The following is an 18,205-nucleotide window of genomic DNA, read 5'->3' as shown; positions in this document are numbered from 1 at the left end:
GGGACGAGGTGCGCGGTCGGCTTGGATATTTTTGCCGCTCACCCCGGGCCCTCACATGAGATCGACGTGGCCGGGCAGCCACGAGCGTCGCCGCAGGTATTGGGTCGGGGTGGTCGCCGTGAAGGACCGAAACTCGCGCACGAAGTGCGCCTGATCGAAGTACCCGAGCTCCGCCGCGATCTCAGCACCACCTGTCTCGGCGGTGTCCAGGCGCCTCAACGCAGCCTGCAGGCGGCGAACCCGCACGTAGGCCTTGGGGGTCAGCCCGACCTGTGCGCGGAACAGGGCGATCAGCCGCTTGGGCGACAGTCCGGTAAGCTCGACGGCGTCAGCGACGCGCATCGACGGGGTGCGCTCGACACCTTCCATCACCGCGGACACATCGGGATGCGGCGGAAAAGCGTCAGGCCGCATGCGGTTCAGCAGGAACGCCTCGAGCAGGCGGACCCGGGCGGCAGCCGTCGGGGCGTGTGTCAATCCGTCGCGCAGGATCGTCGCCTCGCGGCCCCACAACTCGGCGAGGCCGACGCAGGAATCGGTCAACTCTCCCAGCGGCATTCCCACGAAGGGCAAAGCACCACCCGGCCGAAAGTGAATCGTCATGACCGTCTGCGCGGAGTCGATGCCGGTCACGTAGGACGCGGTGCCGGCGCCGGCTATGAACGCGGGCGGCACGCTCAGCCGGGTGTGACCGTCCACATCGAAGAAATCCACGTCCGGCCGGCCGCTGACATCGATGATGATGGTCGCCGCGCCGCGCGGCAGCGCTCGGCTGCGGTGGGTGCCGCCCCCGCCGCGGTCCCAGTACCCGAAGAAGTCGATGTGGTCGGCCAGCGGTGCACAGGGCCGATACCGTCTCGGGCTCGGCACGCTCATCGGTCCCCGGGTGGCTCGATCAGGTTACGGAAGCTGGTCGCCGGATGGGTCGACGCGCCGGCAGCGCGAACCCGCCCGGCCAGCGTGCTGTCCGAGGTGACGACGGTGATCTCGGCCGGTCGGTCATCGATACCGATCAGGCGCACGATCTCGTCGTCGGCCGAGTTGGGCCCGGCGCGGGGCGCCTCACCGATCTGCACCACCGCGGATCGGATCGGCGGGGACATCGGGTGCTCGAACACCACCGTGACCTGCCGTCCCTCGGCCAGTGCCCAGCGTTCGAGCTGTGCGACCAACCGGTCCATCGCCCCGCGACGGTCCCGCCACCAGCCGTCCGGGCGCGCACCGATCACGTTCATCGCGTCAACGATCCACCGCACGCCTCCGACGGTACGGTGCAGAAATGAGCCTGGTCACCTATGAGCTGAACGACCACGTCGCGACCATCACCCTCAACCGCCCCGACGCGCGCAACGCCATCAACGGCGCATTGCGCACCGACCTCAACGCCGCCTGGGACCGGTTCCGCGACGATGTCGATGCCTGGGTCGGGATCCTGACCGCCAATGGCGATGTCTACTGCGCGGGCGCCGACCTCAAGGACGGCGAGGGTTCGGTCGGGACGTTCGGCGGCACGTTCTGGGAAAAGCCGACGGTCAACTCCTTCGAGTCCGGCATGGAGCTGTTCAAGCCGACCATCGCCGCGGTGCACGGGCCGTGTGTGGGCTACGGGCTGACCGGGGTGTTGTTCTGCGACTTCGTGATTGCCAGCACCGACGCGGTGTTCTGCTACCCGGAGGTGACGATCGGGGTTCCCACCATCGTCGGAGCCATCCGGTTGCCGCAGCGGCTGGGGTGGGCCAACGCCATGGAGTTGCTGTTGACCGGACAGCCGATGAGTGCGCAACGGGCCAAGGAGGTCGGCCTGGTGTGGAAGCTTGTCGAGCCCGATGAGTTGCAGTCGACCGCCCGGCAGTGGGCCCACACCCTGACACAGGCCGCTCCGCTGGCGCAGCGGGCAACCAAGGAGGTCGCGTGGCGCAGTGCCGATATGGGTTGGACCGAATCGGTGCGGTTCGGGGAGACCATGCGCAAGGTAGCCGGAGCGACCGAGGACGTCAGCGAGGGACTGCGCGCCTGGCAGGACAAGCGCCGGCCGGACTGGCGGGGTCGCTGACCCGCGCCTGATCCCGCCGAGATTGCAGCCAGGTACGCCACCACTCGGACTTTTCGTCCCACGATGCATTCTCGCGGCGTGGCGGGTGGCCGGCGTCGCGACCGGCTGATCCGGGCGATTCTCGCCGGCGTGCGAGACGCGCGGCGAACGACCTAGCCCAGTGCTGCCAGTGCCGCGTCGTAGTTGGGCTCCTGGGCGATTTCGGGCACCAGCTCGGTGTAGGCGACCTTGCCGTCAGCCCCGATCACCACGACCGCCCGCGCCAGCAGCCCGGCCATCGGACCGTCGGCGATGGTGACGCCGTAGTCGCCGCCGAAGCTGTCCCGGAACGCCGAGGCGGCCTTGACGTTCTCGATTCCTTCGGCGCCGCAGAACCGGCTCTGTGCGAACGGCAGGTCGTTCGACACGCACAGCACGGTGGCCCCGCTGGCCGCGGCGCGCTCGTTGAAGGTACGCACGCTGGTCGCGCACACCGGGGTGTCGATGGACGGGAAGATGTTGAGCAGCATCGCCTTGCCGTCGAACTGCCCGCTGCTGACAGCGCCGAGGTCGGTGCCGGTCAACGTAAACGCGGGAGCCGAAGCCCCCACCGCGGGCAGGTCACCAACCGTATTGATCGCATTTCCACGCAACGTAATCTGTGCCATGCACCTAGTCTGCCAAGCCCGCTCGGCGGCCACCGAGGCAGGTGTCCCGTTGTGGCGCTACCGCATCCGCAGGGTGCCGTCGAGGTAGTCGTCGCGGCAGGCCAGCCGGGCGAGTTTCCCGCTGGTGGTGCGCGGGATGCTACCGGCCGGTAGCAGCAGCACGTCAGCGACAGACACGCCGTGCCGGCGCTGCACCGCCGAGCGGATCGCCTCCAGCGCCGGCCCCGGATCGGTGCGGCTGGTGCCGGCCGCGCGTTCGGCGACAACCACAAGCCGTTCCCCGTCGCCGGGTCGATCGGCCGCCGGGACGGTGAACGCGGCCACATATCCGCGCCGCACCGTCGAGGTGGCCGCGGCAACGGTGGCCTCCACGTCCTGCGGGTAGTGGGCGCGCCCGTCGATGGTGATCAGATCCGCGATGCGCCCGGTGACGAAGAGCTCGCCGTCGAGATAGCAGCCCAGGTCACCGGTCCGCAGCCAGGTGCCGTCGAGCGAGGACCCACCGGCGTGACCGCCCGTTTCCAGGGTCGCGCGCAGGCGCGCCTGAAACACCGTACGGCTGTCCTGCGCCCGCCCCCAATAACCGCGGCCAACGTTGTTGCCCTGTAACCAGATTTCACCGACCCGGCCGTCGGGCAGTTCGGCGCCGTCGGCGTCCACGATCACTGCCCATAGGCTGCGCGCCACCTGACCGCAGCCCACGTGGGCCACTGCGCTCGGGGATTCGGCGTCGACACCGACCGCCCGGCCGACGGCCAGCTCCGCACGATCGAGGTACACCACGGCCGGTTCGGCGTCGGGTGCGATGGTCGCGACGAACAGGGTCGCTTCGGCGATGCCGTAGGACGGCTTGAAGGCGGTGCGTGGCAGCCCGAAGCCCGCGAACACGTCGGTGAAGGTTCTGATCGCCTCGATGCTGACCGGTTCGGAGCCGATGATCATCACCACGTTGGCCAGGTCGACATCGGCGCCTGCAGCCGGTACTCCGCGCTGCGCGGTCCATTCGTAGGCGAAGTTGGGAGCCGCGGTGACCGCGCGCCCTGTGCGCGATGTCTCCGACAGCGCCTGAATCCAGCGCTGTGGCCGGCGGATGAACGCGGTCGGCGACATCAGGGTGGAATGACCGCCATAGACCGCCGGGAATCCGATCATGGACAGACCCATGTCGTGGTACAGCGGTAACCAGCTGACCCCGTGGGTATTCCGGTCCAGCAGGTCGATGGACAGGATCATCTGCAGCAGGTTCGTGCCGACCGCACGGTGGGTGACTTCGACGCCCACCGGGGGCCGGGTCGACCCCGAGGTGTACTGCAGGTGCGAGACGGCGTTGACGTCGAGTTCCACCGGCGCGAACGTCTCCCCCGCCGCGTCCGCGACGTCATCGATGATGATGACCTGCGGCCGCCGCGGCGGTGGGTGCATGGTCAGGAACGCCTCGACAGCCTGCCGTCCCGCGGTGGTGGTCAGCACCGCGGCCGGTGTCGCGTCGCCGAGCGCGGTGGACAGCCGCTCGGCGTGACCCGGCAGTTCCGGGGCGAACAGTGGCACCGCGATCGTGCCGGCCTTGACGGCGGCGAAGAATCCGGCGATGTAATCCAGGCCGGGTGGGGCAAGGATCGCCACGCGGTCGCCCGGGTCGGTGCAGCGCTGCAGTTGCGCGCCGATGGCACGGAGCTGGACGCCGAGCTGAGCCCAGGTCAGTTGGTCCACCTGCGGCTGGTCCGACCCGGTGTAGTCCAGGTAGCGGTAGGCCACCATGTCGCCGACGTGGGCGATGTTGCGGTCGATCAGCGAGATCAACGTGACACCGGGCGGCACCACGATGCCGCCGCGGGCGTCCAGGCAGTCTTCGATCCGAAACAAGCCCTCGGGCGCCTGACTGCTCATGGTTGCGAGCCTAAGGTCCGACGTCAGGTGCTCGGCTCGCTGATCTTGACCAGCATCTTGCCGATATTGGAGCCGCTGAACAGCCCGTTGAGGGCGTCCACGCAGGATTCGATTCCCTCCCAGACGGTTTCGCGGTGAACCAACCGGCCCTCCTGCTCCCACGCGCGAAGTGCGGCGAAGGCTTCATCAAAGCGACCCCACTGATCGAGCGCGTTGAATCCCTGCATGAGCGCCGTCTTGGACAGCAGGTTCACATAGTTGTGCGGGCCCGGATGCTCCCCGGTCAGATAGCTGGAGATCACCCCGCACAGCACCACGCGGGCCCGCTGCGCCAGCCGGCCCAGCACCGCGTCCAGAATCGGTCCACCCACGTTGTCGAAGTAGACGTTGACGCCACGCGGGCAGTGCTGCTTGAGCGCCGCGTTCAGGTCGCCGGCTCGGTAGTCGATGCAGGCATCGAATCCGAAGTCCTCGACCACCGCGCGGCACTTGTCCGGGCCGCCGGCGATCCCCACCACCCGCGCGCCGGCGATCTTGGCGATCTGCCCGGCCACCGAACCGGTGGCACCCGCGGCCGCCGACACCACCACCGTTTCGCCGGGCTGGGGTTGGCCGATGCCGGTCATGCCGAAATACGCGGTCGCCCCGGTCGGGCCGTACACCGACATGATCGCCAGTTGATCGGTCTCACCGGGGATCGGCGTGCTGAACAGGTCATCGCGGATGAGCACATACTCCTGAAACCCGGTCAGTGTGGTGACCACGTCGCCCACCGCATACGCGTCACACCGCGAGGCCACCACCTCGCCTATTCCGGCCGCCCGGATCACCTCGCCGAGCTGCACGGGCGGCAGATAACTGGGCTGGTCATCGAGCCAGGTCCGGGCGGCGGCATCGATTCCGACGTAGGTGGTGCGCAGCAGCGCCTCCCCCTCGGCGGGCTCCGGCATGGGTGAGGTCACCAGTTCGGTGTCGCCGGCTTTGACCAGTCCATTCGGCCGTTGTCGCAGCACGACCTGCAGATTCGTCTGGGTCACGACGCCGAAAATACCGAAAGCCCAGGCCGCTGTGGGTGATTAAGGCCCGATCGCGTCCCGTGTTGAGCCGCAGCCATCGGTAGCCGCTATCGTGCAGGGATGGCTGAATTGAATCGCCGCAGTGTCATGTTGATGATGGGCCTTGGTGCGGCCGCCGCGGCGGCCCCGCTGCCCAGGGTGCAGGCGGCGCCGTCCGGCAATGCCGGGTCCGGCGGCTTTCTCTTCCACGACGAGTTCGACGGCCCCGCCGGCTCTGCGCCGGATCCCTCCCGATGGTCGATCTCCAACCACCGGACCCCGATCAAGAATCCGGTGGGTTTTGACCGGCCGGAGTTCTTCGGGCAGTACCGCGACAGCCGTCAGAACGTCTTCGTCGACGGCAACTCGAACCTGGTGATCCGGGCGACCCACGACGGCGACGCGTACTTCGGCGGGCTGGTGCACGGCAACTGGCGCGGTGGTTTGGGGACCACCTGGGAAGCCCGGATCAAGCTGAATTGCCAGACCGGTGGTTGCTGGCCGGCCTGGTGGTTGTCCAACGACGACCCGGGCCGTGAGGGTGAGATCGACCTGATGGAGTGGTACGGCAACGGCGAGTGGCCGTCGGGAACCACCGTGCACGCCGACCCGTTCGGCACCGCTTTCGAAACCCAGCCGATCGCGGTCGACGGAGGCTGGCACACCTGGCGGGTCACCTGGGACCAGAACGGCATGTACTTCTGGCAGGACTACGTCACCGGCAAGGAACCGTATTTCACCGTTCCCGCGGTCGGCATCGAGGACCTCGAAGAGCCGGTGCGCAAATGGCCGTTCAGCGACCCGGACTACACGGTGTTCCCGGTGTTGAACCTGGCCGTCGGGGGTTCCGGCGGTGGTGACCCTGCGTCGGGCAGCTACCCGGCCGAGATGCTCATCGACTGGGTACGCGTCTTCTGACGGCGGCGCGCTGCACCGCAAGCGGCACGTCGATTTCGGTATCGCGGTCGATGAATCCCGACACCCTGAGCCGGTGTCCGCGTCCGGAAACCGCTGCCCGCCTGACTCGCTGCGGGCACTAAAAGGGTGACTCGTGCAGCAGCAGGCTCAACATGATGTAGACCGACGAGGCCAGCAGGTTCAGCGCGGTGAGTACCAGCGCGGCCACCACCAACGCCTGAACGGCGTGACGCTTGACCCGGCTGATTTTGGCGCGGCGCTGCTGCAGGCGCGTCGCCGTGACGAACACCGCGAACCGCACCTCGGCCAACTCGTCGGACGTGGCGTCGGTGCCTGCGCTGATCGCACGCAGGCGCGCCGGCGAGATGTCGACACCGACCCGGGAGAAGCGTCGACTCAGGCGCCGCGCGCGGCGCCTGCCGAGAGCCTGCTCTGCTGTGGGTGATCCAAAACCGCCGTCCCACAAGTTTGACGGCGCCGCCATAGCCAAAGAGTCTAGAGGTCAGCCGCAACTCGGGTGTGGGAGTTGAACGTTTGGCGCTAGCGGCTCGCGGTCTCGTCGACCTCGTCCTGGTACTTCTTCGCCATGTGCTCGATGGCCTGCAGCTGCGTCTGGGCCAGGCCGTCGCGCACGTCGCTGGCGCGCGCAGCGGCATCCAGCGTCGGTTGCGCCTGGCCCTGAAAGTGCGGGATCACCTCGGCGGCGAACAGCTCCGCGGAGCGTTTGGTGGCCGCCGGGTTGGCCCACTCGTGCCCCATCTGCAGCATGCAGCCGAATCCGCCGGACTGATCCCACATGCGCTGCACCTGCTCACGGGCTCGCTCCGGTGTCCCGATGATGCCGGCGCCGGCGTTGTTGATCACATCGATCATCTCGTCGAGCTGATCCCCCGGCATCGTCATCTGGGGGAACGCCGCGACCTTCTGGAAGTACCGGAACCACGGCTCCAAGCCGAATTTGACGTCGGCGCGGGCCTGCGCCTCGGTCTCGGCGATATGCATCGGACAGACCAGGCTCCAATTGCTGCGGTCGACCTGCGTGCCGAACGCCGCGGCCCGCTCCTCGACGATGCCCCAGTGATAGGCCAGTGCGTCGAAGCCCTCAACCGTCAACGTCGCACCGATCGAGAGCAGACCGATGCCGTGCTTGCCCGCCAGCCTCGCCCCGGTCGGTGACGCCACCGCCGCCACCGCCAGCGGAATCCGCTCCGCGTAGGGCGCCAGCTGCAGCCGGGCGTCGAACAGCTGGTGGGTGGCGGTCTTGGCGGACACCGTCTCACCGGCCAGCAGCCGCACCACGATGTCGAGGTTGGTCTCGAGCAGTTCGCGGGTGTCGGTGGGCGTCAGCCCGATCATCGCCGAATCGGTGGGCAACGAACCCGGGCCGACGCCGCCGATGATCCGGCCATGGGTCAGATGATCGAGCAGCATCAGGCGGTCGGCCACCCACAGCGGATTGTGGTACGACAGTGAGATCACCCCGGTGCCGAACCGGATTCGGTGCGCGCGTTGGGCGGCTGCGGCGATGAAAACCTCCGGGGAGCTGATGATCTCGCTGCCCGCCGAGTGGTGCTCCCCGATCCACGCCTCATCGAAGCCGAGCGCGTCAAGATGTTCGACGAACTCCAGATCCCGCTGCAACGCCAGCGTCGGGTTGGTGCCGGCACGGTGGAACGGCGCGATGAAGTAGCCGAATCGCAGTTTGGCCATGCCCGAACCCTAGACCGGCCGGCGGGCCCGAGGGGGCGAACGCGGTGATCAGCGTGGCAGCGTCGGCTCACCGCCCGGATTCGGCCACGCGAAGCCCGGCGCGGTGGAACACTGGGCACCGTCCGGGGGGAAGCTACGCTGAACAGGAGCAGAACATGGCCAGCAACGTCGAGCAGGATGTCGCCGCCACGCAGGAGTACTTCGACAGCCCGCGTTTCGAGGGGATCATCCGGCTGTACACGGCGCGTCAGGTCGTTGAGCAGCGCGGCACGATTCCGGCGGACTACATTGTGGCGCGCGAGGCCGCGAAGGCGTTCTACCCCCGACTGCGTGAACTGTTCTCCCAGGGCAAGAGCATCACCACATTCGGCCCCTACTCGCCGGGAATGGCCGTGACGATGAAGCGGACCGGCATCGAAGGCATCTACCTGGGCGGCTGGGCAACCTCGGCGAAAGGCTCCATCACCGAGGACCCCGGCCCCGACCTCGCCAGCTACCCGCTGAGCCAGGTGCCCGAGGAGGCCTCCGGGTTGGTGCGCGCGCTGCTCACCGCCGACCGCAACCAGCAGTATCTGCGACTGCAGATGACCGAGGCGCAGCGCGAGGCCACACCGGCAGTCGACTACCGGCCGTTCATCATCGCCGACGCGGACACCGGGCACGGCGGCGATCCGCACGTACGTAACCTGATCCGCCGGTTCGTCGAAGCCGGTGTTCCCGGCTATCACATCGAGGATCAGCGTCCGGGCACCAAGAAGTGCGGGCATCAGGGCGGCAAGGTGCTGGTGCCCTCCGACGAGCAGATCAAGCGGCTCAACACCGCCCGCTTCCAGCTCGACATCATGGGGGTGCCCGGCATCATCGTGGCACGCACCGACGCCGAGGCGGCCAACCTGATCGAGAGCCGCAGCGACGAACGCGACCAGCCGTTCATCCTCGGCACCACCAACCTGAGAATCCCGTCGTACAAGTCGTGTTTCCTGGCGCTGATGCGCACCTTCTACAACGCCGGGTTCAGCGAACTCAACGGGCACCTGCTGTACGCCCTGCCCGACGCCGAGTACGCCGCCGCCGACACCTGGCTGGAGCAGCAGGGCATCGCCGCGCTGGTTGCCGACGCCGCCAAAGGCCGGCAAAGCGGCGAAAGACGGTCGATCGACGCCATCTTCGACGAGGTCGAGTCGAAGTTCGTCACTGCCTGGCAGGACGACGCCGGGCTGATGACCTACTGCGAAGCCGTTGCCGAAATGCTCGAGTTCGCCGAGCGGGAGGGCGAATCGCGCGATATGACCGCGGCCGAATGGCGCAGCTTCGCCGAGCGTGCCCCACTGTTCACCGCTCGGGAGAAGGCCGCCGCGTTGGGCGCCGACCCGGGTTGGGACTGCGAGCGGGCCAAGACCTCGGAGGGCTACTTCCAGGTGCGTGGCGGCATCCCGTACGCGATCGCCAAGTCGCTGGCCGCGGCACCGTTCGCCGACATCTTGTGGATGGAAACCAAGACCGCCGACCTGGCCGACGCCCGGGAATTCGCCGAAGCCGTCCACGCCGTATATCCCGACCAGATGCTGGCCTACAACCTCTCCCCGTCGTTCAACTGGGACACCACCGGTATGACGGATGACGAAATGCGGGCTTTCCCGGCTGAACTGGGCAAAATGGGCTTCGTCTTCAACTTCATCACCTACGGCGGCCACCAGGTCGACGGCGTGGCCTCCGAGGAATTCGCGACCGCCCTGCAGCAGGACGGCATGCTGGCGCTGGCTCGTCTGCAGCGCAAGATGCGGCTGGTCGAATCCCCCTACCGCACACCGCAAACCCTGGTCGGCGGGCCGCGCAGCGACGCGGCGCTGGCCGCCTCCTCGGGCCGGACGGCCACCACCAAGGCCATGGGGGCCGGCTCCACCCAACACCAGCATCTGGTGCAGACCGAAGTTCCCAAGAAGCTGCTCGAAGAATGGCTGGCGATGTGGGCCGACCACTACCAGATCGGCGAGAAGCTGCGGGTGCAGCTGCGACCGCGGCGGGCCGGCGGGGAGGTGTTGGAACTCGGCATCTTCGGCGAGCGCCCCGGCGGCGAAGAGGAACTGGCCAACGTCGTCGTCGACCCGATCAAAGACCGGCACGGCCGCAGCATCCTGACGGTGCGCGACCAGAACACGTTCGCCGAGGAGTTCCGGCAGAAGCGACTGATCACCCTGCTGCACCTGTGGCTGGTGCACCGCTTCAAGGCCGAGGCGGTCTATTACGTCTCGCCGACCGAGGACAACAAGTACCAGACCGAAAAGATGAAGTCGCAAGGCATCTTCAGCAACGTCAGCCAGGAGGTGGGCGAGGTCATCGTCGCCGACGTGAACGCATCGCGTATCCAGGAACTGCTGGAGCCCGACCGTGCCGCCCTGGGCCGGCTGATCCGCAAAGAGGACTAGCCAGGCCGGTCCGCTATTCCGGCCAGCTGTTGGCCAGGATGACCTCGACGAAATCCTCGCGGGTGAACGCCGGGTCGGTGTGCGCGAGCACGTCGGCGTTGACGGTGCCGAAAGTGCTGCGCGGACGGTGTTTAACGCCTTCGCCGAATGCGTGCAGGATGCGGCGCTTGAAATCAGGGCGCGGGTGTGCGGCGGTGACGGCGGTCAGCACGTCGGCGGGCAGGTCGTCGCGGCCGATGCCGAGCACGTCGGTCTCAACCCCCGCGGTCACCAACGCCACTTCGGGATCCAGGAATTCCGGGACCCCGGGTGTGGTGTGCAGCGCGATCCCCAACCAGACCTTGCGGGCGTCGGCTTGCTCGACGCCGCGCGCAAGCAGAAAGTCGCGGGCCGCATTCGCGCCGTCGACCTCGAATCGCAGGCTGGAGGAGCTGCGATAGCGTTCGGTCAAGCCCAGATCGTGGAACATCGCCCCGACATAGAGGAGCTCCAGGTCCGGTGCCAACCCGCGGCGGCGGCCCTGCAGCGCGCCGAACAGGAACACCCGGCGGGAGTGATGGAACAGCAGGTCGTCTTCGGCCTCACGGATGAACTCGGTGGCGTCGCGCACCAGCGCGGTGTCGGGAATGGCGACCCCGGCAATCGTGTCGAGCACTGCGGTCACGGATCTGGCTCCTTTCGTACCGGCTCCCGCCGTCGAGAACCCGTGACAGCCAGTTTCCTCGGGCAACGGATAACCCGGGGGGTGGCTGATGCGCCGCATTCCGCACAGAATGCGACACGCAACACCGATCCTCCGTGGACGCGCCGCTGATGTCCCAAGTTGTGGGAAAGGTGTCGCATCGACACCGCCACTCGGGCCGGCTTCCAACGAGACACTGAACCGATCGCCGACCACTAGCCGACATCCACGGCGATCGCCGATCACTGACCAAGAGGAGTCCAGGATGACAACTGCACTGTCCGCCAACCGTCGTGTTGTCGACGAGATCCGGTCGTTTCATGCCCCAGCCAGCTTGTTCGACGACCTGCAGATCGTTCTCGTCGATCTGATCGAGCTGCACCTACAGGCCAAGCAAGCGCACTGGAATGTGGTCGGCACGAACTTCCGTGACCTGCACCTGCAGCTAGACAGCATCGTCGACGTCGCGCGGGACGCCAGCGACATCATCGCCGAACGGATGCGCGCCCTGGACGCGGTACCCGACGGACGCTCCGACACGGTGGCCGCGACAACCAGCGTTCCCGCGATTCCGCCGGGCCTGCTCGGGGCCGGCGAGGCGGTGGACACGGTAGCCACCCGGATCTACGCCGTCGTCCACACCATCCGCACGGTGCACGATGACGTTGACGCAGCCGATCCCGCGACCGCCGATCTGCTGCACGCCATCATCGACGACCTGGAGAAAGCGGCGTGGCTGCTCAAGTCGGAAAACGGGACGGCGTAGTCACTTTCACCCGGCTTGGCCGGATTGACCGTGAATCGGCACGAACGGAGGAACGCGATGCGCGTGGTGGTCGCCATGACCGGAGCGACCGGCGCCGCCCTGGGCGTGCGTCTGCTGCAGGTACTCGGCCGGTTGGGAGTTGAGACGCACCTGGTTCTCAGCGACTGGGCACGTGCCACGATCAAGCTCGAGACCGACGTCAGCGTCACGGACGTCAGGGCGCTGGCCACGCACGCTTACAGTGCTCGTGATCTGGCCGCAGCCATCTCCAGTGGCTCGTTCCAAACCGACGGCATGGTCGTGTGCCCGTGCAGCATGAAGACGTTGGCTGCCATTCGGATCGGCTACAGCGACAATCTGATCACCCGCGCGGCCGACGTCACGCTCAAGGAACGCCGCAGGCTGGTGCTGGTCGCGCGGGAGGCCCCGCTGAGCGAGATACATCTGGAGAACATGCACTATCTGGCGCGTGCCGGTGCGGTGATATTTCCTCCGACGATTGCCTACTATTCGCGGCCCAACTCCGTCGATGACGTGACGGACTACGTCGTCGGCCGTGTCATCGATCAACTCGGGATCCAGCACTCGCTCATCGATCGCTGGAAGGAAGCCCAACGACCCATCGACGATGACCGGGCGCAGTCCGACGCCGACGACTGGGCAACCCGACTCGCGGTGACGCCGAACGGGCGATGACCCGACCTATGAGGAGAACGAAATGACCATGGCGACAAGCCCGACCGGGGCTGCAGGCAGCGCTCAGGACACCGGCCCGGATCAGCGCAGCTGGCTGGCCACCCTTGAGGCCGCCGGCCAATTGCGCCGCATCACCGCGGCCGTCGACTGGGACGAGGAGATCGGCGCCATCACCCGCGCAAACCTGTGCCTGGGCGGACCGGCGCTGCTGTTCGAGAACGTCGTCGGGCACGAGAACACCTGGTGCAGGAAGCTTTTGACCTCAGCGATCGGGAGCAGACGGCAGGTGCAGCTGATGCTGGGGTTGCCCGAGGGCACCGACGACTCGGCCACGGTGCGGCACCTTCGAACTGCCTTCAAGAACCCCGTTCCGCCGCAAGTCGTCGAGACCGGCCCGGTCCAAGAGCACGTCATCGAGGGCGACGCCATCAACCTCTGGGAGTTGCCCGTCCCAAAATGGCATGGCGGCGACGGCGGTCGCTACCTCGACACCTTCTGCGGTGTCGTCACCCGGGACGCGGTGACCGGGCGCGACAACATCGGTCTCTACCGAGGGATGATCGTCGACCGCGACAAGATCGCCAAACTTCTGGTGCCCAGCCAAGGTTGGGGCGGGCACATGGCCGAATACAAGCCGGAGCCGATGCCGGTCGCCGTCGTCTACGGATGGCACGATGTGCTGCCGTTCTGCGCCGGCAGCCCGTTCCCGAAGAACGTCTGCGAATGGGACATGATGGGCGCCCTGCTCGGTCGCCCCGTCGACCTGGTGGCCTGCGAATCGGTGCCGCTGCACGTGCCGGCGACCGCGGAGATCGTCGTCGAAGGGTTTATCGATCCCGACCCCGCGACATTCGCCATGGAGGGCCCGTTCGCGGAGTACCCCGGATTCATGGGCGACGCCGCGCCGGCCCCGGTCCTGCGGGTCACTCGCATCACCCATCGTCATGACCCGGTGCTACGCGGCACCCTGGAAGGGATTCGGCCGGGAGCATTCAACGAAGACAGCATCGTCAACTTCGCCCGCTCGGCGATCACCTGGAACGTGCTCGACGATCTCGGCATCGGCGGCATCACCGACGTGTGGATGACGGAGGTCACCAACGGCCAGAACACCCTGGTGCAGATTCAAAAGCGCTACCGAGGCCAGGCCCAGCAGATCGCCGCGGCGCTGTGGGGAACCGGTGGGTCGATGTGGTTCCACAAGAACGTCATGGTCGTCGAGGAGGACATCGATATCCACGACCCGGTGGCGCTGGACTGGGCGATGTCATACCGGGTCAACGCCGGCCGCGGCGACATCGCCTTCTTCGGGCCGGGTCTGGGCTCATCCCTGGACCCGTCTACTCCCCCGGAGCAAAACGACACCAACAGCTACGGCGCCGGCCAGTGGACCCGGGTGCTCATCGACGCCACCCGAAGCTGGGAGGTCGCACCGAGGCCGGAGTGGGGCGGACGCCGCTTTCCGCCCACCGATCGGCTGGCGCCCGAGCTGGAATCCCGCATCGCCGCCCGGTGGAAGGAGTACGGGATCGGCATCCCCTACCTCGACGACCAGCAGCGCGAGCTGCTCACCATGCAACAGCTGGGCACCCGGTTTCCCCAGGTGTAGAGCGGTGTGATGAGACAAATGCGTGGCGCGCCGCGGGTGGTGGCCATCGTCGTGTTCGACGGGGTGAAGCTGCTGGATGCCGCCGGCCCGGCCGAGGTGTTCGCCGAAGCCAATCGGTTCGGCGCGCACTACCAGCTTCGGGTCGCATCGGTCGACGGCAATGCGGTGCGCACCTCGCTCGGACTCCCGTTCGCGGCCACCGACCGCATCTCGTCGCTTGAGTCCGCGGATACCGTGATGGTGGCCGGCGGCGACAACCTGATCGGACGGCCCATCGATCCCGCCCTGGTGGACGCCCTGAAATCGGTGTCGACCCGAACCCGACGCCTCGCCTCGGTGTGCACCGGGTCGTTCATCCTGGCGCAAGCCGGGCTCCTCAGCGGTCGACGCGCGACCACCCACTGGCGGCACACCCGCCGCCTGGCGCGCGCGTTCCCCGACATCGACGTCCAACCGGATGCGATCTTTGTCCGCGACGGCGATGTGTTCACCTCGGCAGGGGTCTCCTCTGGCATCGACCTGGCGCTGTCCATGGTCGAACAGGACTACGGCAGCGCGGTGGCCCGCGAAGTGGCGCGCGCCCTGGTGGTCTATCTGAAGCGGGCCGGCGGCCAGTCGCAGTTCTCGGTTCTGGTTGAGGCCGATGCCCCACCCGGATCCGCGCTGCGGACCGTCCTTGATGCGATCGCAGCCGACCCCAGCGCTGATCACAGCGTGAAAACGCTTGCCGCGCAGGCATCGGTGAGTACCAGACAACTGACACGGCTGTTTCGATCCGAACTGGGCATCTCCCCCGCGCGCTACGTCGAATCGATACGAATCGACGTCGCGCGCGCCGCACTCGACGCGGGGCGCAGTGTGGGCGACACCGCTCGGCTGGCGGGTTTCGGCAGTGCCGAGACACTGAGGCGGATCTTCGTCAATCAGCTGGGCGTGTCCCCCAAGGGCTACCGGGACAGATTCCGGACCGCAGCGCGTGAATCGACCGGCGTTCCGTCACCGTCTTCTCCGACAAGTCTTGACTGATTCCAGAAAAAGGCGTCAGATGGTCGGTGTGTCCTCTGCGGCCGACGGCGCCGCGCGACTGCGTAGCGCGGATCTCCGCGTGACCCGCCCTCGGGTCGCGGTGCTCGAGGCGGTCCACGCCCATCCGCACGCCGACACCGAGACGATCTTCACCGCGGTGCGCGCCACGCTGCCCGAGGTATCCCGTCAGGCGGTGTACGACGTGCTGTCCGCGTTGACCGAAGCCCGGCTGGTGCAACGGATCCAGCCCCGCGGCTCGGTCGCACGCTATGAGGCGCGGGTCGGCGACAACCATCACCACATCGTCTGCCGTTCCTGCGGAGCCATCGCCGACGTCGACTGCGCGGTCGGCGCCGCTCCGTGCCTGACTCCATCCGATGACAATGGCTTCAGTCTCGATGAAGCCGAAGTCATCTATTGGGGCTCGTGCCCCAACTGTTCGGCAGCACAACCCTGATCGACAGCCCTGTTTCACCCGACCCCGAAAGGAAGCACACAATGTCCGAGAGTGAAGCCCCGGCGATCCCCTCCCCGACCCCCGAGGCGCACCGGCCGATGACAAACCGGGACTGGTGGCCGAACCAGCCCGACTTGGGTGTGCTGCGCAAACATTCCGCGACCACCAACCCGCTGGGCAAGGACTTCGACTATGCCGCGCAGTTCGCAACTCTCGACCTGGATGCCCTCCGGCGTGATGTTCGCGAGGTGATGACGACGTCACAGGACTGGTGGCCTGCGGACTACGGCAACTACGGGCCGATGTTCATCCGGATGAGCTGGCACGCCGCCGGCACCTACCGCATCCACGACGGTCGCGGCGGCGGTGGTGAAGGTGCGCAGCGGTTCGCCCCGCTCAACAGTTGGCCCGACAACGTGATCCTGGACAAGGCGCGCCGGCTGTTGTGGCCGGTCAAGCAGAAGTACGGCCAGAAGATCTCCTGGGCGGATTTGCTCGTCTTCGCCGGTAACGAAGCGATGGACGCGATGGGCTTCAAGACGTTCGGGTTCGGTTTCGGGCGCGAGGACATCTGGGAGCCCGACGAGATCTACTGGGGCCCCGAGGACACCTGGCTCGGAGACGAGCGCTACAGCGGCAAACGCGAACTCTCCAACCCGCACGGCGCCACCCAGATGGGGTTGATCTACGTGAACCCCGAAGGCCCCAACGGTAATCCGGATCCGCTGGCCGCCGCCATCGACATCCGAGAGACGTTCGGCCGGATGGCGATGAACGATGTCGAGACGGCCGCGTTGATCGCGGGCGGGCACACCTTCGGCAAGACCCACGGCGCCGGCGATGCCGACCTCGTCGGACCCGAACCCGAGGCTGCTCCGCTCGAACAGCAAGGCCTGGGATGGAAGAGCGCCTACGGCTCGGGCAAGGGCCGCGACGCGATCGGAAGCGGTCTCGAAGTGGTGTGGACGCCGACACCGACCAAGTGGGACAACAGCTTCCTGGAGATCCTCTACGGCTACGAATGGGAGCTGACCAAGAGCCCCGCCGGCGCCTACCAGTGGACCGCCAAGGATGCCGAGCCGGTCATCCCGGACCCGTTCGACAGCTCCGTCAAGCGTCTGCCCACGATGCTGACCACCGACCTGTCGCTGCGGATGGACCCCATCTACGGGCCGATCACCCGCCGCTGGCTCGATCACCCCGAAGAATTCGCGCTGGAGTACGCCAAGGCCTGGTACAAGCTGCTGCACCGCGACATGGGGCCGCTGACTCGTTACCTGGGTCCGTGGGTCGCCGAGCCGCAGCTGTGGCAGGACCCGGTTCCCGACGTCGACCACGCGCTGATCGACGATGGTGACGCCGCTGCGCTCAAGAGCACCATCCTGGGCTCGGGGCTGTCGGTTTCGCAGCTGGCGTCCACCGCGTGGGCATCGGCGGCCAGCTTCCGTGGCACCGACAAACGCGGCGGGGCCAACGGTGCGCGGATTCGCCTCGCCCCGCAGAAGGATTGGGACGTCAACAATCCCGCTGAGCTGGCCAAGGTGCTGCCTGTCCTGGAGAAAATCCAGCAGGACTTCAACGCCGCGCAGTCCGGCGGCAAACGGGTCTCGCTGGCCGACGTGATCGTGCTGGGCGGGTGCGCGGCCGTCGAGGAGGCGGCCCGCAGCGCCGGGCACGACGTCACCGTGCCGTTCGCAGCCGGCCGTACCGACGCCTCCCAGGACGACACCGATGTGGAGTCGTTCGCGGTGCTCGAACCCCGTGCCGACGGGTTCCGCAACTATCTGTCGCCCGGGGAAAAGGTGTCACCGGAAATGCTGCTGGTCGACCGGGCGTTCATGCTGAACCTGACCGCTCCCGAGATGGCGGTGCTGGTTGGTGGAATGCGGGCGCTGGGAACCAATTTCGGCGGAACCCAGCACGGCGTGTTCACCGATCGCCCCGGCGCGCTGACGAACGACTTCTTCGTCAACGTGCTCGACATGGCCTACGAGTGGAAGGCATCGCAGTCCGATGAGAACGTCTACGAGGTGCGCGACCGCGCCGATGGCGGTCTCAAATGGACCGCGACCGCAGTCGACCTGACGTTCGGCTCGAACTCGCAGCTGCGCGCGCTGGCGGAGGTCTACGGCAGCGCGGACGCGCAGCAGAAGTTCGTCACGGACTTCGTCGCGGCGTGGACCAAGGTGATGAACCTGGACCGGTTCGACCTGAGCTGAGGTCTAGGCTGCTACCTTGCGCGCGAGATTGCATCCAGGCACTCAAAGGCCGAG

The 18,205-nt window shown here is 67.3% G+C and carries 17 protein-coding genes; 9 read left to right on the top strand and 8 right to left on the bottom strand.

Features of this window, described 5'->3' with window-relative positions; all coding sequences use genetic code 11:
* Nucleotides 1-51: 51 nt before the first annotated feature.
* Nucleotides 52-870, bottom strand: a complete 819-nt coding sequence (locus AC5Y36_RS22895) for a helix-turn-helix domain-containing protein (protein WP_500043284.1) — start codon at nucleotides 868-870, stop codon at nucleotides 52-54.
* Nucleotides 871-872: 2 nt separating this feature from the next.
* On the bottom strand, nucleotides 873-1,256 hold the full coding sequence (locus AC5Y36_RS22890; RefSeq protein ID WP_500043259.1) for an NYN domain-containing protein: 384 nt from the start codon (nucleotides 1,254-1,256) through the stop codon (nucleotides 873-875).
* 23 nt (nucleotides 1,257-1,279) lie between these two features.
* On the opposite strand from AC5Y36_RS22890, the gene AC5Y36_RS22885 reads away from it, so the two are divergent.
* Nucleotides 1,280-2,053, top strand: coding sequence for an enoyl-CoA hydratase/isomerase family protein (locus tag AC5Y36_RS22885; RefSeq protein ID WP_500043258.1), 774 nt, complete (start codon nucleotides 1,280-1,282; stop codon nucleotides 2,051-2,053).
* A 152-nt stretch (nucleotides 2,054-2,205) separates the two neighbouring features.
* Here the strand turns inward: AC5Y36_RS22885 and tpx are convergent, their stop codons facing one another.
* The 3 genes from tpx to AC5Y36_RS22870 are packed head-to-tail and all read right to left on the bottom strand — an operon-like array spanning nucleotide 2,206 to nucleotide 5,624.
* Nucleotides 2,206-2,700, bottom strand: a complete 495-nt coding sequence (tpx, locus tag AC5Y36_RS22880) for a thiol peroxidase (RefSeq protein WP_500043257.1) — start codon at nucleotides 2,698-2,700, stop codon at nucleotides 2,206-2,208.
* Nucleotides 2,701-2,757: 57 nt separating this feature from the next.
* Nucleotides 2,758-4,587 carry a fatty acyl-AMP ligase gene (locus tag AC5Y36_RS22875; protein ID WP_500043256.1) on the bottom strand — a complete coding sequence of 610 codons (1,830 nt, stop codon included), beginning with the start codon at nucleotides 4,585-4,587 and terminating at the stop codon, nucleotides 2,758-2,760.
* Between the two features lie 23 nt (nucleotides 4,588-4,610).
* The gene (locus AC5Y36_RS22870) at nucleotides 4,611-5,624 is read right to left on the bottom strand and encodes an NADP-dependent oxidoreductase (protein WP_500043255.1); all 1,014 of its coding nucleotides are present in this window, start codon (nucleotides 5,622-5,624) and stop codon (nucleotides 4,611-4,613) included.
* Between the two features lie 99 nt (nucleotides 5,625-5,723).
* On the opposite strand from AC5Y36_RS22870, the gene AC5Y36_RS22865 reads away from it, so the two are divergent.
* On the top strand, nucleotides 5,724-6,560 hold the full coding sequence (locus AC5Y36_RS22865; RefSeq protein WP_500043254.1) for a glycoside hydrolase family 16 protein: 837 nt from the start codon (nucleotides 5,724-5,726) through the stop codon (nucleotides 6,558-6,560).
* Nucleotides 6,561-6,678: 118 nt separating this feature from the next.
* Here the strand turns inward: AC5Y36_RS22865 and AC5Y36_RS22860 are convergent, their stop codons facing one another.
* Nucleotides 6,679-7,044, bottom strand: coding sequence for a hypothetical protein (locus tag AC5Y36_RS22860; RefSeq protein ID WP_500043253.1), 366 nt, complete (start codon nucleotides 7,042-7,044; stop codon nucleotides 6,679-6,681).
* A gap of 56 nt (nucleotides 7,045-7,100) precedes the next feature.
* Complete coding sequence (locus AC5Y36_RS22855) at nucleotides 7,101-8,270, bottom strand: LLM class flavin-dependent oxidoreductase (protein ID WP_500043252.1); 1,170 nt, start codon at nucleotides 8,268-8,270, stop codon at nucleotides 7,101-7,103.
* Nucleotides 8,271-8,425: 155 nt separating this feature from the next.
* Between AC5Y36_RS22855 and aceA the strand changes: the two genes are divergently transcribed.
* Nucleotides 8,426-10,696, top strand: a complete 2,271-nt coding sequence (gene aceA / locus AC5Y36_RS22850; protein WP_500043251.1) for an isocitrate lyase ICL2 — start codon at nucleotides 8,426-8,428, stop codon at nucleotides 10,694-10,696.
* Nucleotides 10,697-10,709: 13 nt separating this feature from the next.
* Here the strand turns inward: aceA and AC5Y36_RS22845 are convergent, their stop codons facing one another.
* Entirely contained in the window at nucleotides 10,710-11,360 is a 651-nt protein-coding gene (locus AC5Y36_RS22845; RefSeq protein ID WP_500043250.1) for an HD domain-containing protein, read from the bottom strand.
* A 283-nt stretch (nucleotides 11,361-11,643) separates the two neighbouring features.
* Here AC5Y36_RS22845 and AC5Y36_RS22840 point away from each other — a divergent pair, with 283 nt between their 5' ends.
* Genes AC5Y36_RS22840 through katG form a run of 6 tightly spaced genes read left to right on the top strand, consistent with a single transcriptional unit; the run spans nucleotide 11,644 to nucleotide 18,151 of the window.
* On the top strand, nucleotides 11,644-12,144 hold the full coding sequence (locus AC5Y36_RS22840; protein WP_500043249.1) for a Dps family protein: 501 nt from the start codon (nucleotides 11,644-11,646) through the stop codon (nucleotides 12,142-12,144).
* A 30-nt stretch (nucleotides 12,145-12,174) separates the two neighbouring features.
* Complete coding sequence (locus AC5Y36_RS22835; protein WP_500043248.1) at nucleotides 12,175-12,840, top strand: UbiX family flavin prenyltransferase; 666 nt, start codon at nucleotides 12,175-12,177, stop codon at nucleotides 12,838-12,840.
* Nucleotides 12,841-12,862: 22 nt separating this feature from the next.
* Nucleotides 12,863-14,449, top strand: a complete 1,587-nt coding sequence (locus AC5Y36_RS22830; RefSeq protein WP_500043247.1) for a UbiD family decarboxylase — start codon at nucleotides 12,863-12,865, stop codon at nucleotides 14,447-14,449.
* A gap of 9 nt (nucleotides 14,450-14,458) precedes the next feature.
* Nucleotides 14,459-15,475, top strand: a complete 1,017-nt coding sequence (locus AC5Y36_RS22825; protein WP_500043246.1) for a GlxA family transcriptional regulator — start codon at nucleotides 14,459-14,461, stop codon at nucleotides 15,473-15,475.
* 19 nt (nucleotides 15,476-15,494) lie between these two features.
* Entirely contained in the window at nucleotides 15,495-15,932 is a 438-nt protein-coding gene (locus AC5Y36_RS22820) for a Fur family transcriptional regulator (protein ID WP_500043245.1), read from the top strand.
* 41 nt (nucleotides 15,933-15,973) lie between these two features.
* On the top strand, nucleotides 15,974-18,151 hold the full coding sequence (gene katG, locus AC5Y36_RS22815) for a catalase/peroxidase HPI (protein WP_500043244.1): 2,178 nt from the start codon (nucleotides 15,974-15,976) through the stop codon (nucleotides 18,149-18,151).
* Nucleotides 18,152-18,205: the final 54 nt, after the last annotated feature.

The organism is Mycobacterium sp. NGS50 (genome assembly GCF_059812545.1).
Note: the sequence above shows the minus strand (reverse complement) of the source record. Positions and strands in the feature narration are given on the sequence as shown.